At 45.2% G+C, this 17,554-nt stretch carries 17 protein-coding genes and 1 other annotated feature; of the genes, 16 read left to right on the forward strand and 1 reads right to left on the reverse strand.

What is annotated here, in order from left to right:
• Nucleotides 1–45: 45 nt before the first annotated feature.
• Nucleotides 46–807 carry a tRNA threonylcarbamoyladenosine dehydratase gene (locus FS736_RS09155; protein ID WP_144476098.1) on the forward strand — a complete coding sequence of 254 codons (762 nt, stop codon included), beginning with the start codon at nt 46–48 and terminating at the stop codon, nt 805–807.
• A 68-nt stretch (nt 808–875) separates the two neighbouring features.
• Here the strand turns inward: FS736_RS09155 and FS736_RS09160 are convergent, their stop codons facing one another.
• Nucleotides 876–2,150, reverse strand: coding sequence for a replication-associated recombination protein A (locus tag FS736_RS09160; RefSeq protein ID WP_144476099.1), 1,275 nt, complete (start codon nt 2,148–2,150; stop codon nt 876–878).
• A 218-nt stretch (nt 2,151–2,368) separates the two neighbouring features.
• On the opposite strand from FS736_RS09160, the gene cymR reads away from it, so the two are divergent.
• From cymR to FS736_RS09235, 15 genes are all read left to right on the forward strand, one after another.
• Nucleotides 2,369–2,791, forward strand: coding sequence for a cysteine metabolism transcriptional regulator CymR (gene cymR / locus FS736_RS09165; protein WP_144476100.1), 423 nt, complete (start codon nt 2,369–2,371; stop codon nt 2,789–2,791).
• Between the two features lie 85 nt (nt 2,792–2,876).
• On the forward strand, nt 2,877–4,031 hold the full coding sequence (locus FS736_RS09170; RefSeq protein ID WP_144476101.1) for a cysteine desulfurase family protein: 1,155 nt from the start codon (nt 2,877–2,879) through the stop codon (nt 4,029–4,031).
• 41 nt (nt 4,032–4,072) lie between these two features.
• On the forward strand, nt 4,073–5,188 hold the full coding sequence (mnmA, locus tag FS736_RS09175) for a tRNA 2-thiouridine(34) synthase MnmA (RefSeq protein WP_144476102.1): 1,116 nt from the start codon (nt 4,073–4,075) through the stop codon (nt 5,186–5,188).
• A gap of 98 nt (nt 5,189–5,286) precedes the next feature.
• On the forward strand, nt 5,287–5,946 hold the full coding sequence (locus FS736_RS09180; protein ID WP_144476103.1) for a tetratricopeptide repeat protein: 660 nt from the start codon (nt 5,287–5,289) through the stop codon (nt 5,944–5,946).
• 33 nt (nt 5,947–5,979) lie between these two features.
• Entirely contained in the window at nt 5,980–8,415 is a 2,436-nt protein-coding gene (gene recD2, locus FS736_RS09185; RefSeq protein WP_144476104.1) for an SF1B family DNA helicase RecD2, read from the forward strand.
• Between the two features lie 125 nt (nt 8,416–8,540).
• Nucleotides 8,541–9,017, forward strand: coding sequence for a PRC-barrel domain-containing protein (locus tag FS736_RS09190; RefSeq protein WP_144476105.1), 477 nt, complete (start codon nt 8,541–8,543; stop codon nt 9,015–9,017).
• A gap of 9 nt (nt 9,018–9,026) precedes the next feature.
• Complete coding sequence (locus FS736_RS09195; protein WP_144476106.1) at nt 9,027–9,218, forward strand: hypothetical protein; 192 nt, start codon at nt 9,027–9,029, stop codon at nt 9,216–9,218.
• A gap of 23 nt (nt 9,219–9,241) precedes the next feature.
• A complete protein-coding gene (locus tag FS736_RS09200; protein WP_144476107.1) occupies nt 9,242–9,376 on the forward strand; it encodes a YrzQ family protein in 135 nt (44 codons plus the stop codon).
• A gap of 280 nt (nt 9,377–9,656) precedes the next feature.
• Entirely contained in the window at nt 9,657–10,736 is a 1,080-nt protein-coding gene (locus FS736_RS09205) for an AI-2E family transporter (RefSeq protein WP_144476879.1), read from the forward strand.
• Nucleotides 10,737–10,801: 65 nt separating this feature from the next.
• Nucleotides 10,802–11,014 (forward strand) — a binding site (T-box leader).
• 75 nt (nt 11,015–11,089) lie between these two features.
• Nucleotides 11,090–13,723 (forward strand): alanine--tRNA ligase, encoded by a 2,634-nt coding sequence (gene alaS / locus FS736_RS09210; RefSeq protein WP_144476108.1) that lies wholly within the window; start codon nt 11,090–11,092, stop codon nt 13,721–13,723.
• An 80-nt stretch (nt 13,724–13,803) separates the two neighbouring features.
• Complete coding sequence (locus FS736_RS09215; protein WP_023627198.1) at nt 13,804–14,073, forward strand: IreB family regulatory phosphoprotein; 270 nt, start codon at nt 13,804–13,806, stop codon at nt 14,071–14,073.
• A gap of 1 nt (nt 14,074) precedes the next feature.
• Nucleotides 14,075–14,491 carry a Holliday junction resolvase RuvX gene (gene ruvX, locus FS736_RS09220; RefSeq protein ID WP_186326743.1) on the forward strand — a complete coding sequence of 139 codons (417 nt, stop codon included), beginning with the start codon at nt 14,075–14,077 and terminating at the stop codon, nt 14,489–14,491.
• A gap of 15 nt (nt 14,492–14,506) precedes the next feature.
• The gene (locus tag FS736_RS09225) at nt 14,507–14,794 is read left to right on the forward strand and encodes a DUF1292 domain-containing protein (RefSeq protein ID WP_023627201.1); all 288 of its coding nucleotides are present in this window, start codon (nt 14,507–14,509) and stop codon (nt 14,792–14,794) included.
• Nucleotides 14,795–15,473: 679 nt separating this feature from the next.
• A complete protein-coding gene (gene mltG, locus FS736_RS09230) occupies nt 15,474–16,625 on the forward strand; it encodes an endolytic transglycosylase MltG (RefSeq protein WP_144476109.1) in 1,152 nt (383 codons plus the stop codon).
• Between the two features lie 285 nt (nt 16,626–16,910).
• A complete protein-coding gene (locus tag FS736_RS09235) occupies nt 16,911–17,549 on the forward strand; it encodes an O-methyltransferase (RefSeq protein WP_144476110.1) in 639 nt (212 codons plus the stop codon).
• Nucleotides 17,550–17,554: the final 5 nt, after the last annotated feature.

Below are 17,554 nucleotides of genomic sequence, written 5' to 3' on the forward strand. Positions count from 1 at the left end.
GGGTATAGATAGTAACACCAATCTTAATATTTGGAGTGAGTCTGGATGCTTCATCAATTTTCTAGAAATGAACTGGCCATCGGCAAAGAGGGCCTTGATATAATGAAAAACAGTACGGTAGCTGTATTAGGAATTGGCGGTGTCGGTTCATTTGCGGCAGAAGCACTGGCACGGTCTGGAGTTGGCAAACTAATTTTGATTGACAAGGATGATGTTGATATCACGAATGTCAACCGCCAGTTAATTGCGCTGCTTTCGACAGTCGGCAAGCAAAAGGTCGAAGTGATGCGTGACAGGATTATGGATATTAATCCCGAATGCGAAGTTGTAGCGCTGAAAATGTTCTATACTGAGGAAACCTATGAAGAGATCTTTGGCTACGACCTTGATTTTATTGTCGATGCTTCAGATACGATTTCTTATAAAATCCATCTGATCAAGGAATCCATCAACAGGGGCATTCCGATGATTTCAAGCATGGGTGCGGCTAATAAAATGGATCCTACGCGTTTCCAGATTGCTGATATTTTCAAGACCCATACCGATCCGCTGGCGAAAGTCATCCGTACCCGCCTGCGAAAAGAAGGAATCAAAAAAGGAATCCCTGTTGTCTTTTCAGACGAAAGCCCGATTGTCATCAGGGAGGATGTACGGAAAGAGGTAGGAAATGACAATGCCGAAATCCGCAAGGCTAAAATGCCTCCGTCTTCCAATGCGTTCGTTCCTTCAGTAGCGGGACTCATCATGGCCAGCCATGTAGTCAGGGAATTATTAAAAGACATCGAAATTGAGCGAGTGAACAGCTAAGGAAAAATCGATTTCAGACCTATAAACAGCTGAAAAAGCGGCAAGGACCTCTAAAAAGGTCCTGCCGCTTATTTTTTGTGTCCGGTGATTTTTTCATAGATGGAGGCAATGGCCTGTTCGAACTTCCCGGTTTTCTTTGGTTTATAGTATACCTTGTTTTTGATTCTGTCCGGGAGATACTGCTGTTTGACCCAGCCACCCTCGTAATCATGCGGGTACAGATAGTCCACTCCTCTCCCAAGGTCCTTTGCCCCTTTGTAGTGGGCATCCTTTAAGTGATCAGGCACTTCTCCGCTGATGCCTGAGCGGATATCAGCCAGTGCTGAATCAATGGCGGCATAAGCAGAGTTCGATTTAGGGGACAGGCATAACTCGATCACCGCATTAGCGAGTGGAATCCTTGCCTCCGGTAAGCCGACTCTTTCGGCTGCTTCAATTGCTGCAAGTGTCCTTTGCCCAGCCTGTGGACTTGCCAATCCGATGTCTTCATAGGCAATCACCAGAAGTCTTCGGTTGATGCTGACAAGATCGCCTGCTTCAATCAATCTTCCAAGATAATGGAGAGCCGCATTCACATCGCTGCCCCTGATGGACTTCTGGAAACCTGACAGGACATCGTAGTGTGCATCACCATCTTTATCGTGAGAGAGACTCTTTTTCTGCATGCATTCTTCTGCTGCGCCCTCATCGATATGGATGATACCTTCTCCATTTGGTTCAGTGGATAAAACAGCAAGCTCCAGGGCATTCAAGGAGCTTCTCACATCTCCGCCGGAGGCTGTGGCGAAATGGGTAAGTGCCTCTTCTGTCAGCTCGATCTTCAAGTTGCCGAGGCCTCTTTCTTCATCGGCAATCGCTCTTCGCAAAGCTGTTTTTATATCCTCTGGTTCAAGCGGCTTCAATTCAAAAATCTGGCATCTTGAGCGGATGGCAGGATTGATCGCATGGTACGGATTGCTGGTTGTGGCACCAATCAGGACGATCATCCCATTTTCCAGATATGGAAGCAGGAAATCCTGTTTTGCTTTGTCAAGCCGGTGCACCTCATCAAGCAGCAGGATGACTTTCCCTGACATCTTCGCTTCTGCAGCTACTACTTCCATATCTTTTTTATTGTTCGTGACGGCATTCAGTGTCCTGAATGCAAAATTCGTGCTCCCGGCAATCGCACTGGCAATCGAAGTTTTCCCGATGCCAGGCGGTCCATATAGAATCATTGACGATAATTGTCTCGCCTTGACCATTCTGTTTATGATTTTTCCTTCAGCTACCAGGTGGGACTGGCCGATCACTTCCTCGATCGTCCGCGGCCTCATCCTGAAAGCAAGAGGTTTAAGGTTCATGCTCATCGCTCCAATAAAACGGAATTTCGTGTATATATACAATAACATGAACGGGGGACTTGCGCATTGTACATGCAATTTATGCTATAATGTCAAAAGCCTACCTATTGACTAAGGATTTTGTTAAAATTTATAGTGTGAGAATGCCATATGGGGCATTATGAATATATCAAATAAATATCAACCCATTTTAAAGAACTATGGAATAGAGGTGCAATATGAAAATATCCACGAAAGGGCGCTATGGACTGACAATTATGATTGAGCTTGCCAAAAAGTTTGGCGAAGGGCCAATTTCTTTAAAGTCGATTGCGCAAACGAATGATTTATCAGAGCACTATTTAGAACAGCTGGTGGCTCCCCTGAGGAATGCCGGACTGGTAAAAAGCATCAGAGGAGCGTATGGAGGATATATTCTTGGTTCTGAGCCTTCGCAGATCTCAGCAGGCGATATCATCAGGGTCCTTGAAGGCCCAATCAGTATTGTCGAAGGCATTGAGGATGAAGAACCTGCAAAACGCGAACTGTGGACCCGTATCAGGGATGCAGTAAAAGATGTCCTGGACAACACCACGATTGAAGATCTTGCCAATCACACCGATAATTTTGGCGAGTCTGATGCGTACATGTTTTATATATAAAAGCTGTTTTTACATTGACTTTTGAATGCAAAGCTGACGAACAGAGCCTATATAAACTAAAATATTCTGAAGAGAGGGTAAAACTTTGGATAGAATCTATTTGGACCATGCGGCCACAACACCGATGCATCCAGAAGTCCTGGCTGAAATGGTTAAAGTCATGGAATCTGAGTTTGGGAATCCTTCAAGCATCCACCATTTCGGGCGCGAGGCGAGAAAAATCCTGGATGATACTCGTGATGAACTAGCAAAAAGCATCGGGACAAAAGGGAACAATATCATTTTCACAAGCGGCGGAACGGAAGCGGATAACCTCGCTATTATTGGCTATGCCGAACAAAACCGCTCAAAAGGGCAGCATATCATTACGACGCAGGTTGAACACCATGCTGTCCTGCATAGCTGTGAGGAGTTGGAAAAACGGGGCTTTGAGGTCACTTATCTCCCTGTTGATGAAAATGGCCTTGTTTCCATTAATGCTTTTGATGATGCGCTGCGGGATGATACGATTCTTGTGACCATCATGTACGGAAATAATGAAGTGGGGACAATTCAGCCGATTGCAGAAATAGGGAAGCGACTTGCCGGACACCAGGCCGTTTTCCATACGGATGCAGTCCAGGCTTATGGAATCGAGAACTTCAGCGTAGAAGAATTGAACGTGGATATGCTTTCTGTTTCGGCGCATAAAATCAATGGACCAAAAGGAATTGGTTTTCTGTATATCCGAGGTGGAATTAAGCTGGCTCGCCAGCTTTTCGGCGGGGAACAGGAGAGGAAGAGGCGTGCAGGCACTGAAAATGTTGCAGCAATTGCCGGATTCCGGAAAGCTGTTCGGCTATCGCAACAAGAGCTTGAGCGCAAGCGCGCCTTATATCGGGATTTGCAGAAGCGTTTCATCAGCAAGCTTGAAGAGAGCGGAATCTCTTTCCAGCTGAACGGATTGCTTGATAATTCACTGCCTCATATTTTAAACTTAAGCTTTCCTGGTACAAATGTCGAAGCCATGCTTGTCAATCTCGACCTGGCCGGAATTGCGGCATCAAGTGGTTCAGCATGCACAGCAGGTTCCATTGACCCATCACATGTGCTGGTTGCAATGTTCGGAAAAGATTCTGACAAGCTGACGAACTCAATCCGTTTCAGTTTCGGATTAAACAATACACCAGAACAGATTGACAAAGCAGCTGCAGATACAGCTAATATTGTCCAGAGGCTCGCGAAAAACCAACGGGCATAAGGGTAGACTAGTTTTAAAGGAAGAGAGTGAGGTGAAGCATAATGGAAAAATCACCGAAGGATACTAGAGTGGTGGTTGGAATGTCCGGGGGAGTCGACTCATCCGTCGCTGCGCTGGTCCTCAAGGAGCAGGGCTATGATGTGATTGGCATCTTCATGAAGAACTGGGACGACACCGATGAAAACGGCGTCTGTACAGCCACGGAGGATTATGAAGATGTCATCCGCGTATGCAACCAGATCGGCATTCCGTATTATGCAGTCAATTTTGAGAAACAATACTGGGATAAAGTTTTTACTTATTTCCTGGATGAATATAAAGCAGGCAGGACGCCAAACCCTGATGTCATGTGCAATAAAGAAATCAAATTCAAAGCATTCCTTGAGCACGCGATGAATCTTGGAGCGGATTATCTTGCGACAGGCCATTATGCCCGCGTGGAAGACCGGGACGGCGAGCGGAAAATGCTTCGCGGACTTGATGAGAACAAAGACCAGACATACTTCTTGAATCAGCTGAACCAGAGCCAATTGGAAAAAGTATTGTTCCCCATTGGCGATATGGAAAAGTCCCGCGTGAGGGAACTGGCAAAGGAAGCAAATCTAGCCACAGCAACGAAAAAAGACAGCACTGGCATTTGCTTCATCGGCGAAAGGAATTTCAAGGAGTTCCTTGGGAATTACCTTCCAGCCCAGCCGGGAAATATGGAGACCATGAGTGGTGAAGTAAAAGGCAAGCATGACGGTCTGATGTATTATACAATCGGCCAGAGACAAGGTCTTGGAATCGGCGGTGCAGGCGAACCATGGTTCGTGGTTGGAAAGGACCTTGAACGCAATGTATTGCTAGTTGAACAAGGATTCCATAACGATCTGCTCTATTCAGACAGCATTACGGCTGTGAATATCAGCTTCGTATCCGACAAGCCAAAGCCAAAGACCTTTGAGTGCACGGCGAAATTCCGCTACCGTCAGCCTGATAATGCTGTAACGGTTGAGCTTCAGGACGATGGAACCGCAAAAGTGATTTTCAAAGAACCAATCCGAGCTGTTACCCCAGGACAAGCTGTCGTTTTCTATGATGGAGAAGAATGTCTTGGCGGCGGAACGATTGATGAGATTTTCAAAAACGGAAGCAAATTGACATATGTCGGTTAATTCTGATTGATCCCCGGCGGGCCAGCTTCGCCGGGGATTATTTTGTGAGTTTGATTACATGATTGTGGTATACTGGCATGGAGAATGGAGTGTTCAAAATGGATAAAAACCAGACAGGTATTGATTTAATGAGAGAAGGAAAATGGGAAGAGGCTGCCAAGGCTTTCGCTGAAGCGATCGAAGAACAGCCAAAGGATCCTGTTGCATACATAAATTTCGGGAATGTCCTGACAGCAGTAGGTGATACCGAAAGAGCAATGAATTTTTACGATAAAGCAATCGATCTTGATGAAAATGCCCCTGCTGCCTATTACAGCAAGGGTGGCGTTTATTTTGACCAGCAAAATTTTGCTCAGGCTAAAAGTATGTTTGAACTAGCCCTGAAAAAGGGTCTCGAAACCGGGGATAACTTTTTCATGCTTGGCATGAGCCTTGCGAATATGGAAAACAGCAAGCTGGCATTGCCATATCTGCAGCGAAGCACTGAACTTCTTGAGGATGATGCTGAAGCGCATTTCCAATACGGGCTCTGCCTTGCGAGGGAAAACTTTATTGATGAAGCAATAACCGTACTTGATAAGTCAGTTATGCTTGACCCTGGACATGCCGATGCACTCTATAATCTTGGGGTTGCCTACGGTTTCAAAGAAGATGGCAAAAAAGCGCTTGAAATGTTCAATCGCGCATTGGAAGTACAGCCTGACCATCTGCTGGCCGGCCACGGAAAGAAATTGATTGAGGGACAAGAGAACCAGTAAATACGATGGATCAGCGGAAAGGGGGAAGGAACTTTGGATAAGCAGGACTCTCTAGATTTGTTTTCAGAGCAGGGGAAGTTCATGAAAGGAAAGCATTTAGTCACCATTTTCCATAATGAACAAAACCTTTACACCGTACTGAGAATCAGGGTCGAGGAAACAAATGAACAGTATGATGATAAAGAGGCAGTCATTACCGGGTACTTCCCCAGGATTCATGAGCAGGAGACATATATTTTCTTTGGTGAAGTAAAAGAACATCCCAAGTTTGGCGCCCAATTTCATGCAACGCATTTCAGAAAAGACCTTCCCCAGTCCAAACAGGGAATCATCAGCTATTTGTCCAGTGACCTTTTTAAAGGAATCGGAAAGAAAACGGCTGAAAAAATCGTTGAGACTCTTGGTGAAAAAGCCATCACGAGGATCATCGAGAATCCCTCTGTTCTGGACCAGATTCCGAAACTGGCACCTGAAAAGGCAAAGGACTTGTATGATACTCTGATGGAGCATCAAGGCCTTGAACAGGTGATGGTCGCTTTGAACGATTATGGTTTTGGCCCGCAGCTGTCGATGAAAATATATCAAGTATATAAAGAACAGGCCATTGAAGTGATCCAAAACAATCCCTATAAACTTGTTGAAGACATTGAGGGCATCGGTTTTGGCAGGGCTGATGAACTTGGAAGCCAACTGGGCCTGACGGGTAACCATCCTGACCGGATCAAGGCTGCCTGCCTTTATACCCTGGAGAATTCAAGCATACAGGGCGGACATGTCTTCATGGATGCGGAAGCACTGCTTGTAGATGTGAAAAAGCTGCTTGAAGACAATCAGAATTTCCAGATTGAATTTACGGATATCTCCAGGGAAATCATCAAGCTTGGTGAAGAAGGAAAGCTGATTGCCGAAGAGCAGAGAATCTATTTGCCATCGCTCTTTTATTCTGAAAAGGGACTTGTGGCGAATATCAAAAGAATCCTTGAGCAGACGGAGTATGAAAATCAATTTCCTGAATCCGAATTCCTCCTTGCGCTCGGGAATCTTGAAGAGCGTCTCAATGTCCAATATGCTCCGAGTCAAAAAGAAGCCATCCAGACAGCACTGATGTCGCCAATGATGATCCTGACAGGCGGTCCTGGTACAGGGAAAACGACCGTAATAAAAGGAATCGTGGAATTATACGGAGAACTCCATGGCTGTTCCTTAGAGCCAAAAGATTATAAAAAGGAGGAGCCGTATCCGTTTTTGCTTGCAGCTCCTACCGGCAGGGCCGCAAAACGAATGACCGAGTCCACGGGTCTGCCTGCCGTAACCATCCACAGGCTGCTTCGCTGGAATGGCGCTGAAGGCTTTGAACATAATGAGGATCAGCCGCTTGAAGGGAAAATCCTGATTATTGATGAGACCTCAATGGTCGATATCTGGCTGGCCCATCAATTGTTCAAATCACTGCCTGATAATATTCAGGTTATCATTGTGGGCGATGAAGACCAGCTTCCTTCCGTTGGTCCAGGGCAGGTATTGAAGGACCTGCTTGATTCCGGCAGGATTCCTACAGTGAGGCTGACCGATATTTACAGGCAGGCAGAAGGTTCATCAATCATTGAACTTGCCCACCAAATCAAAAAAGGGTATCTGCCTGAGGACATTTCTGCCCAACAGGCTGACCGCTCTTTTATAAGATGTTCGACAAACCAGATTCCCCAAGTAGTCGAAAAAGTTGTCGCAAATGCCAAGAAAAAAGGCTATTCGCCAAGAAATATCCAGGTTCTGGCTCCTATGTACCGGGGACCTGCAGGGATTGACCGGCTAAACGAGCTTTTGCAGAATTTATTCAATCCGAATGCAGACGGCACAAGGAAAGAGCTGGCCTTCGGCGATGTGAAATACCGGATCGGCGATAAGGTCCTCCAGCTGGTCAACCAGCCGGAAGCAAATGTGTTCAACGGGGATATGGGTGAGGTCGTCGCGATTTTTTACGCAAAGGAAAACACAGAAAAACAAGATCAGTTGATTGTTTCCTTTGACGGGATCGAAGTAACTTATAATCGTCCAGATCTTTCACAAATTACCCATGCTTACTGCTGTTCGGTGCATAAATCACAGGGGAGTGAATTTCCGATTGTCGTACTTCCGGTTGTGAAAAGTTATTACAGGATGCTGCGAAGGAATTTAATCTATACGGCCATCACAAGAAGCAAGCAATTCCTGATTCTCGTTGGCGAAGAAGATGCCTTGAAAATGGGCATCGAACGCGGAGAAGATACAGAGCGGAATACAACGCTTGTTGAAAAGCTAGTCGAGATGCTTCCTGATTTGAGCGGTAAGCAGACAGAGAAGGTAACTTTACCGGCTACACAAGAGGACAGTAAGCAGGTTGACTATCTGGAAATGATGAAGAGCGCGGACCCGATGATCGGAATGGAGAACGTGTCTCCTTATGATTTTATGGAAGAGAATAATGCATAAGAATCCGCAGCTATGTGGATTCTTTTTTATTTTTACAGACAGTGAAACGCTTTGGAAAACCTTACACATCATGATTTGCCCGAGACGGAGGAAACTAAGAGTGTTCGGAAAGGCGGGACACACTTTTGCGGACATTTTCACTTTTAAAGGGATTGCCTGTATATGAATTGGCGAGTGGTCAAAAACTGGGCGAAGTTTGTGATGTGAGCATTTCAAGCAATGGAAGCGTTGTAGGCTTACTTGTAAAAAAGGGTGCATTCATCAAGAAAACGTTTCAGGTCAAGATAGGTCAGGTTGAATCCTTTGGCTGGGATGGTGTAATGGTAAAAGACAAAGCAGCGTTGGAGCATTTGGAGGCAGAGCCTGAATATACGTTCGAGCATAATGAGGGACTTGCTGGCAAGATCCTGTTATCAAGGGATGGAGAACAGCTAGGTTTGTTGGAAGACGTATATTTCATGGAAGAATTGGGCACGATTGTAGGGTACGAACTAACGGATGGCTTTTTTTCGGATATTATGAATGGAAAGCGTGTCGTCAAGACAACCGGTCCGCCTGCAATCGGAAAGGATGCCATCATCGTGACAGTTAAACCGAGATGAGGTGTCCTTATGTTAAGTTGTCCCAATTGCAGAAGCAAGGATATTGGCAAAATTGGCATCAACCAATATTATTGCTGGAATTGCTTCATAGAGCTGTCTTTGAATAAAGGTCTGATCCATACCCATCAAGTCGAAGAGGATGGAACCCTCAGCTCCCTTGATGACTTATTCGACGAAGATCAACGTCAATACGGCATGTAAAATAAACCGAAGAGGTGAAACACATGAACAAAATGTTAACCTCCGTGATCGCATTTGGCGCAGGTATGGCAGCCTATAACTATGCTTCCAACAACAATATGATGTCTGGCAGGAAAATGAAGAAGCTAGGCAGAAAAATGACAAAAGCATTTCTTTAAAAAAGGAACCAATCCCCTGTAGTTTTTTTTGCAGGGGATTTTCTAGTTGGGGAAATGGAAAAAAACCTCCGGAATTTCCAGTTCGCTATATTATGGCGAAAGTCGCTATAAATAGTAAAAAGTCGCTATAAAAACTAAAAAGTCGCTATAAAAACTAAAAACTCGCTATAAAAAGTAAATTATCGGTCCTTTTTATTTAAAAAAATCCCGCCTCGGTACCAATAAAAGGTATAATCCGCTTCCTTTCTTTCAAGAATAAACAGGAGGGAGGGCGAACATGGTGAATATCCAAATGAAATGGTACTACCGGCTTGGATTTCTTCTCCTTTTGTTTATTGTACTTTTTGTTTTTATCAAGCTTCAATCTCTATGGGTACCTGTGCTTCAAATATTAATATCATTGCTGATTCCTTTTTCGATAGCTGCTTTCATTACATATCTGCTTCACCCGATTGTTGAATCCCTTCACCAAAGGGGCTTGCACCGGGGAGTATCGATTTTGATCATTTATATTTTATTTTTTGGCGGCGCAGGTTTTGCTTTTTATAAGGGTATTCCTGCTTTAATCCACCAGCTGCGTGATTTGACGGAGAACGCCCCATATTTCGCCGAACAATATAAACAGATGGTTAACAATGTGGTTGACCAGACCTCGACATGGCCAGCAGGGATACATGAGAGGATCGAGGATGGAATCAACAGTATGGAGCAATGGCTTGATGGAGTGCTTGCAGGAACGATGTCTGTTTTGATGGGAATCATTAATTCCATTTTGACGATTGCGGTGATTCCGTTCATTGCCTTTTACATGCTTAAGGACTTCGATGCAATGAAAAAGGCAGCCTGGTACTTAACCCCCAGGCAATGGAGGCAGCCGGGCGCAAGATTTCTTCATGAAGTCGACAAGTCGCTCGGCAGCTATATACGCGGCCAGCTTCTCATCTGTCTGATCATCGGTGTGCTCTCCTCGTTGTTTTTCTGGCTTGCGGGTATTAAGTATTCGCTCCTTCTTGGAGCCATTGTCGGAATTACGAATGTGATCCCGTATTTCGGTCCGATCATTGGGGCAATACCGGCTGTCATCATCGCCGCAACAATGTCTATGAAAATGGTACTGCTGTCACTTGTGATCGTCTTTTCACTGCAATTCCTGGAAGGTAACATCCTATCCCCGCTGATTGTCGGAAAAAGCCTGCATATGCATCCTTTGATGATCATGTTCGCGCTTCTGGCAGGAGAAGAAGTAGGCGGCATCCTTGGGCTGATTTTGGCCGTTCCCGTACTGGTTGTTTTGAGGGCGGCACTGATCCACGCAAAAGACCACATCATTCTTGAAAGAAAAAAAGCACGTCCGACATAAATTTATGCCAAGTCGTTTGACAAACGCAATCCAGCTATATATAATTCGGCTATAGATTAATAATTCGAAAAATGTAGAAGGAACGAGTATGTTATAGACCATCGTCCAGAGAGGGATTGCCCAGGCTGAAAGAATCCCCGGTGAAGGATAACAGAAGGCTATTCCGGAGTGCAGGCAAAACCTGCCGTAGCAGCTGCGTTAAAGCGTCATTGAGAGATGGGCGTGCGTTTTTGCGTCCATAATCAGGGTGGTACCGCGAGCAAGCTCTCGTCCCTGTCCAGGGATGAGGGCTTTTTTTGTTGCCTAAAATCCCTGAAAGCTAAAATTTCACAAGGATTTAGGAGGTTTGTTTCATGAAGAAACTGACAGGTTCTGAAATCAGAAGAATGTATCTTGAATTTTTTAAGGAAAAAGGCCATGCCATAGAGCCAAGTGCTTCGCTTGTTCCGCACGATGATCCGTCCTTGCTTTGGATCAACAGCGGTGTAGCGACATTGAAGAAGTATTTTGACGGCCGTGTTATTCCGGCAAACCCGCGTATCACCAATGCGCAAAAATCGATTCGTACGAATGACATCGAAAATGTCGGCAAAACAGCACGCCACCATACCTTCTTTGAAATGCTCGGCAACTTTTCGATCGGTGACTACTTCAAGGTAGAAGCAATTGAATTTGCATGGGAATTTCTAACGAGTGAAAAGTGGATCGGATTTGATCCTGAAAAATTATCCGTGACGATTCACCCTGAGGATGATGAGGCGTTTAACATCTGGAAAGATAAAATCGGCATTCCTGAAGAGCGGATCATCCGTCTGGAGGGTAACTTCTGGGACATCGGTGAAGGCCCAAGCGGTCCGAACACAGAAATCTTCTATGACAGAGGTCCTGAATACGGCAACGACCCTGAAGACCCGGAGCTTTATCCTGGCGGTGAAAATGACCGTTACCTCGAAGTATGGAACCTTGTGTTCTCTGAATTCAACCATAATCCGGATGGCACATACACGCCGCTTCCGAAGAAAAATATTGATACTGGTATGGGACTGGAGCGTATGGCTTCTGTAGTCCAGGATGTTCCAACAAACTTTGAAACAGACTTGTTCATGCCAATCATCAATGCAACTGAGGAAATCTCCGGTGAAAAATACGGACAGTCCAAAGAGAAGGATGAAGCATTCAAAGTTATTGCTGACCACATCCGTACTGTAGCTTTCGCTGTCGGTGACGGTGCACTTCCTTCCAACGAAGGCCGCGGGTATGTACTTCGCCGTTTATTGCGCCGTGCTGTACGTTATGCAAAAAAGCTGAACATCAACCGGCCATTCATGTTTGAATTGGTGCCGGTAGTGGGCGAAATCATGCATGATTTCTACCCGGAAGTAAAAGAAAAGACCGACTTTATCCAGAAGGTCATCAAAAATGAAGAAGACCGCTTCCATGAAACGCTGCACGAAGGCCTCGCTATTCTCTCTGAATTGATTAAGAAGGAAAAGGAAAAAGGCAGCGGCAAAATCCAGGGTGAGGATGTCTTCAGACTATACGACACATATGGATTTCCAGTTGAACTGACCGAAGAGTATGCAGAAGAAGAAGGTTTGAAGGTCGACCACGAAGGCTTTGAAAGAGAAATGGAACTCCAGCGTGAAAGAGCTCGTGCGGCACGCCAGGATGTTGGTTCCATGCAGGTTCAGGGAGGCGTTCTGGGCGATATTAAAGAAAGCAGCGAGTTCGTAGGATATGATAACTTTGAAACGAACAGCAAAATCGTTGCATTGATTAAGGAAGGCGAGCTTGTTGAGGAAGCGAATGCAGGCGACGAAATCCATTTCATCCTTGATATCACACCTTTCTACGCTGAAAGCGGCGGACAAATAGCTGATAAAGGTACAGTCCAAGCAAATGGCGTCAAGCTGTCAGTGAAAGACGTCAAGAAAGCTCCGAATGGTCAAAACCTCCACAATGCAGTGGTGGTGGAAGGAACTGTTTCGAAAGGACTTGAAGTCACTGCAAAAGTCGATCAGGATAACCGTGCAAAAATCATCAAGAACCATACCGCAACACACTTGCTGCACCAGGCGTTGAAGGATGTACTGGGCACGCACGTCAATCAGGCAGGGTCACTTGTCGAGCCAGACAGACTCCGATTCGACTTTTCTCACTTCGGCCAGGTAACCGGTGAAGAACTTGAGCAAGTAGAAGCAATCGTCAACGAAAAAATCTGGAGAAGCATCCAGGTGGAGACGAGCTTCAAGCCAATTGCTGAAGCGAAGGCAATGGGTGCGATGGCATTGTTTGGCGAGAAATATGGTGATATTGTCCGTGTCGTAAAAGTTGGCGACTACAGCCTTGAGCTTTGCGGCGGATGCCATGTTCCTAATACATCTGTCATCGGGCTGTTCAAGATTGTATCCGAAGGCGGCATCGGTGCTGGAACAAGAAGGATAGAGGCTGTAACCGGCGAAGCGGCTTACAAGGTGCTTAACGACCAGATCGGCATCCTGAAGGAAGCTGCTGGTAAGCTGAAGACTTCTCCGAAGGAAGTGGCGAACAGGATCGATTCACTGCTCACAGAAATGAAGCAGCTGCAGCGCGAAAATGAATCCCTTGCTGCTAAATTGGGAAATATTGAAGCAGGGAGCCTAACATCACAGGTCAAAGAAATTAACGGTGTCCAACTGCTTGCTGCACGCGTCCAGGCTTCTGATATGAACAGCCTGCGAAATATGGCTGATGACTTAAAGCAAAAACTTGGTTCTGCAGTCATCCTGCTTGGCATGACAGATGGCAGCAAGGTCAACCTGATTGCAGCTGTTACAGATGATTTGATCAAGCAAGGCTATCAGGCTGGAAAATTGATCAAGGAAGCAGCAGCCATTTGCGGCGGCGGCGGCGGCGGCCGTCCCGATATGGCCCAGGCTGGCGGAAAAGACCCATCAAAACTCGACAATGCGCTTCAATTTGCCGAAGAATGGGTAAAATCAATTTGATATAAAAGTAAAGTAGTGTAGAATGAAGGTATCTTGAAAGAAAATTTTACCTGCCATTTCTTAAAAGTGAGGTGCATTCGATGAGCTCTTTTGATAAAACGATGAGATTTAATTTTCCCGAAGAGCCTTTTGAGCATGATGCCAATGAAGTCCTGCTGCAGGTGTACGAAGCGCTGCAGGAAAAGGGATATAACCCGATCAACCAAATCGTCGGATATTTGCTCTCTGGCGACCCGGCCTATATTCCCCGCCATCGGGATGCCCGCAACATCATCCGCAAGCTGGAGCGGGATGAAATTATCGAGGAACTGGTTAAATCCTACTTAAGGAACCATCGAGAGGGGAAATAAATTGCGGATCATGGGACTGGATGTCGGATCGAAAACGGTCGGCATAGCCCTGAGCGATGAACTCGGCTGGACAGCTCAGGGACTTGAAACATTGAAAATCAACGAAGAAGAAAATGTGTTTGGTTTCGATGAAATTGGTAAAATAATAAAAGAGAACGAAGTCGGCAAAGTAGTCGTAGGTTTGCCGAAGAATATGAACGGGACGATTGGCCCGCGCGGCGAAGCAAGCCAGTTCTATGCCCGTGAGCTTGAAGAACGGTTTGGGGTTCAAACCATTTTATGGGACGAGCGTCTGACGACAGTGGCTGCCGAGAGAGTTTTGCTTGAGGCAGATGTAAGCCGCAAAAAAAGAAAGAAGGTCATCGATAAGATGGCCGCAGTAATGATCTTACAAGGCTATTTGAACAGCCAAAATTAAATTGAGGTGACTACAATGGATCACGGTGAAAACAACATTACAGTAGTAGACGAAAACGGCAACGAACAATTATGCGAAGTACTTTTCACATTTGATTCCGAAGAGTTCGGAAAATCATATGTACTTTATTATCCAGTCGGAGCAGAAGATAACGATGATGAGGAAATCGAAATCCACGCATCTGCTTTCACACCAACAGAAGATAATGAAGATGGCGAGCTCATGCCAATCGAAACAGATGAAGAGTGGGACATGATTGAAGAAATGCTCGAAACATTCCTTGCCGAGCAAGACGAAGAATAAGATTGTCAAATCTGGACCAGGCGAATGAAGCCTGGTCCTTTTATTTTTTGCCGGAAAAATATAAATGGACAATCAGTGGCATGATTCTTAGGTATGCGTCCGATAGAAGGCTCTAACGGACAAACAGGATGCTGTATCCCGAATAAGTGTCTGATAGAAGGGCGCTATCGGACAAACAAGGAGAAGAATCCTGAAGAAGTGTCCGATAGAAGGGCGCTATCGGACAAACAAGGAGAAGAATCCTGAAGAAGTGCCCGATAGCAGGGCCCTATCGGACAAAAAGGGAGAAAAATCCTGAAGAAGTGTCCGATAGAAGGGCCCTATCGGACAAAAAGAGAGAAGAATCCTGAAGAAGTGTTCGATAGCAGGGCTCTATCGGACAAAAAGAGAGAAGAATCCTGAAGAAGTGTCCGATCGAAGAACTCTAACAATCAAACAAAGCTAAATCTTAAAATGTGTAATCAATATTTGCCTTCCACAATAGCACCTTCCATAAAAGGCACTGCATATGGGTGTCAGAACATATCTAACATCATTGTCGAATTTTTGGTTTGTTTGTCGTTCAAGGTATTTTTTCGTAATTATTTGCAAATAGAAATAGAAAATATAGTATAATGGTTCGAGATGTGATAATAGAGAGTATCCAGGAAGTATGTTTTGTTATCTGGAGGGGGAACTTATGTCTGACGAAAAGAATATACAGGATCCGAAAAAAGATAAGAAAAATTTGATTACTGAAAAGCTGATTGAGCAGCAGAAAGAAGCGAAAATTGTGAGGAAGATTGTTTTCATTACTGCAATCGTGGCCATCTTGCTCATCGGAGCGATCGGCGGCGGCGGCTATTATTACATAAAAGAAGCCATGAAGCCTGTCGAGGAAAACAGCAAGAAAACCATCGATGTCACGATTCCTATTGGTTCTTCTACTACAGGTATCGGGCAGATTCTTGAGGATAAAGGGGTCATAAGGGATGCCCGAGTCTTCAAATATTATGTGAAGTTCAAAAATGAAGCCGGCTTCATGGCCGGAGATTATAAAATGAAACCGTCAATGACGCTGCCTGAAATCATCACAAGCTTGAAAACAGGTAAAGTCATGCAGGATGTGGTCATGAAGATCACAATTCCTGAAGGTAAACAGCTGAAACAAATTGCCGGGATCATTGCTGAAAAAACACAGCAGGATGAAGCAGAAGTTTTCAAACAGCTGAACGATAAAGAATTCATCAAAAAAATGATGGAGAAATATCCGGATGTCCTTACTGATGAAATCCTGAAAGAGAATGTGAAGTACCCGCTAGAAGGCTATCTATTCCCTGCTACTTACCCATTTTACTCCGAAAAACCAACAATCGAGGAAATTGTCACTGTCATGCTGACAAAGACGAAGGAAGTGCTTGGTGAATTCAGGGGACAGATGGAAGAACAGGAAATGTCGACGCATGAATTAATGACGATGGCATCACTAATCGAAGAGGAAGCAACTGAGAAAGCAGACCGCGATAAGATTGCCAGCGTCTTCTACAATCGCCTGGAAGACGGAATGATGCTGCAGACAGACCCAACTGTCCTGTATGCCCACGGCGAACATAAAGAACGCGTGTATTTTAAGGATCTTGAAATCGATGACCCTTATAATACCTATAAAATCCAGGGGCTGCCACCTGGACCTATCGCCAATCCCGGGATCATGTCAATTGAAGCCGCACTGGCTCCAGCTGACACTGATGATATGTATTTCATCGCGACTTCCACAGGTGAGGTGCTCTTCTCGAAGACTCTGGATGAGCATAATCGCAAAGTGAATGAACATATCACCAATAAAAAATAACAGCAATAAAAGGGAAATGCAGAAAGGTTCGCATTTCCCTTCTTATTGTGGTAAAATAATTCAAGTGTTTTTTTATAGTCATGTTACTGTCTGGCGGATGCTCTATTTGGGCGTCAGTGTTTATTCGATAGCGTGCATTGCAGATGAAGGAGTTTAAGCTTTTTAGCTAATGGACCTGTTTGGTTTTCTCTTTTAACCTGTGAACGCTATTTTTTTCATGCCTGTACAGTCATGTCCAAACCTACTCTGGCTTTCTTTAGAGCCTTTGAATAGAGGTGAGGCAGCTTGCTGAACGAAGAGCTGCAGAATTATATAGATTCTCTCATACAGCCCAGAGATGGCATACTATCCGAGATGGAAGAGTATGCGTTGCTTAACGGTGTACCCATTATGGAGCAGGCCGGCATAGAAACAATGCTCCAGCTTCTAAGAATCCAGCAGCCGGAAACAATCCTGGAAGTCGGGACTGCAATCGGCTATTCCGCAATGAGGATGGCATTTGCCCTGCCGCAGGCTAATATCATCACACTCGAGCGTGATGAAGACCGGTACGAGCTTGCCGTCGATTATATTAAAAGAGCGGGCATGCAGGACCGAATCACCCAGATCAAAGGGGATGCGCTTGAGCTTGAAGCGGAAGTCGGGGCCCATGCTCCATTTGACGCTATTTTCATTGATGCGGCAAAAGGACAGTACAAACGATTTTTCGAACTGTACTCGAGTTACTTGAAACCCGGGGGAATGATCATCACGGATAACATCCTTTTTAAGGGGCTTGTATATAACCAGGAAGCAGAAAGCAGAAGAGTCCGCAGCCTGGTAAAAAAAATAGACGAATTCAACCGCTGGCTTGCAGCCAATGAGGAGTATGACACGATCATACTTCCGATTGGCGATGGCGTAGCGGTTAGTAAGAAGAGGTGAACGGA

It is taken from the genome of Cytobacillus oceanisediminis 2691 (assembly GCF_007678455.1).
Taxonomy (GTDB): domain Bacteria; phylum Bacillota; class Bacilli; order Bacillales; family Cytobacillaceae; genus Mesobacillus; species Mesobacillus oceanisediminis_A.

What these genes read in the sequence shown, in the direction of transcription:
- FS736_RS09155 (WP_144476098.1), top strand. Translation starts at nt 46, where the DNA reads ATGCTTCATCAATTTTCTAGAAATGAACTGGCCATCGGCAAAGAGGGC.
- FS736_RS09160 (WP_144476099.1), bottom strand. Translation starts at nt 2,150, where the DNA reads ATGAACCTTAAACCTCTTGCTTTCAGGATGAGGCCGCGGACGATCGAG.
- cymR (WP_144476100.1), top strand. Translation starts at nt 2,369, where the DNA reads ATGAAAATATCCACGAAAGGGCGCTATGGACTGACAATTATGATTGAG.
- mnmA (WP_144476102.1), top strand. Translation starts at nt 4,073, where the DNA reads ATGGAAAAATCACCGAAGGATACTAGAGTGGTGGTTGGAATGTCCGGG.
- FS736_RS09180 (WP_144476103.1), top strand. Translation starts at nt 5,287, where the DNA reads ATGGATAAAAACCAGACAGGTATTGATTTAATGAGAGAAGGAAAATGG.
- FS736_RS09195 (WP_144476106.1), top strand. Translation starts at nt 9,027, where the DNA reads ATGTTAAGTTGTCCCAATTGCAGAAGCAAGGATATTGGCAAAATTGGC.
- FS736_RS09200 (WP_144476107.1), top strand. Translation starts at nt 9,242, where the DNA reads ATGAACAAAATGTTAACCTCCGTGATCGCATTTGGCGCAGGTATGGCA.
- alaS (WP_144476108.1), top strand. Translation starts at nt 11,090, where the DNA reads ATGAAGAAACTGACAGGTTCTGAAATCAGAAGAATGTATCTTGAATTT.
- FS736_RS09215 (WP_023627198.1), top strand. Translation starts at nt 13,804, where the DNA reads ATGAGCTCTTTTGATAAAACGATGAGATTTAATTTTCCCGAAGAGCCT.
- FS736_RS09225 (WP_023627201.1), top strand. Translation starts at nt 14,507, where the DNA reads ATGGATCACGGTGAAAACAACATTACAGTAGTAGACGAAAACGGCAAC.
- mltG (WP_144476109.1), top strand. Translation starts at nt 15,474, where the DNA reads ATGTCTGACGAAAAGAATATACAGGATCCGAAAAAAGATAAGAAAAAT.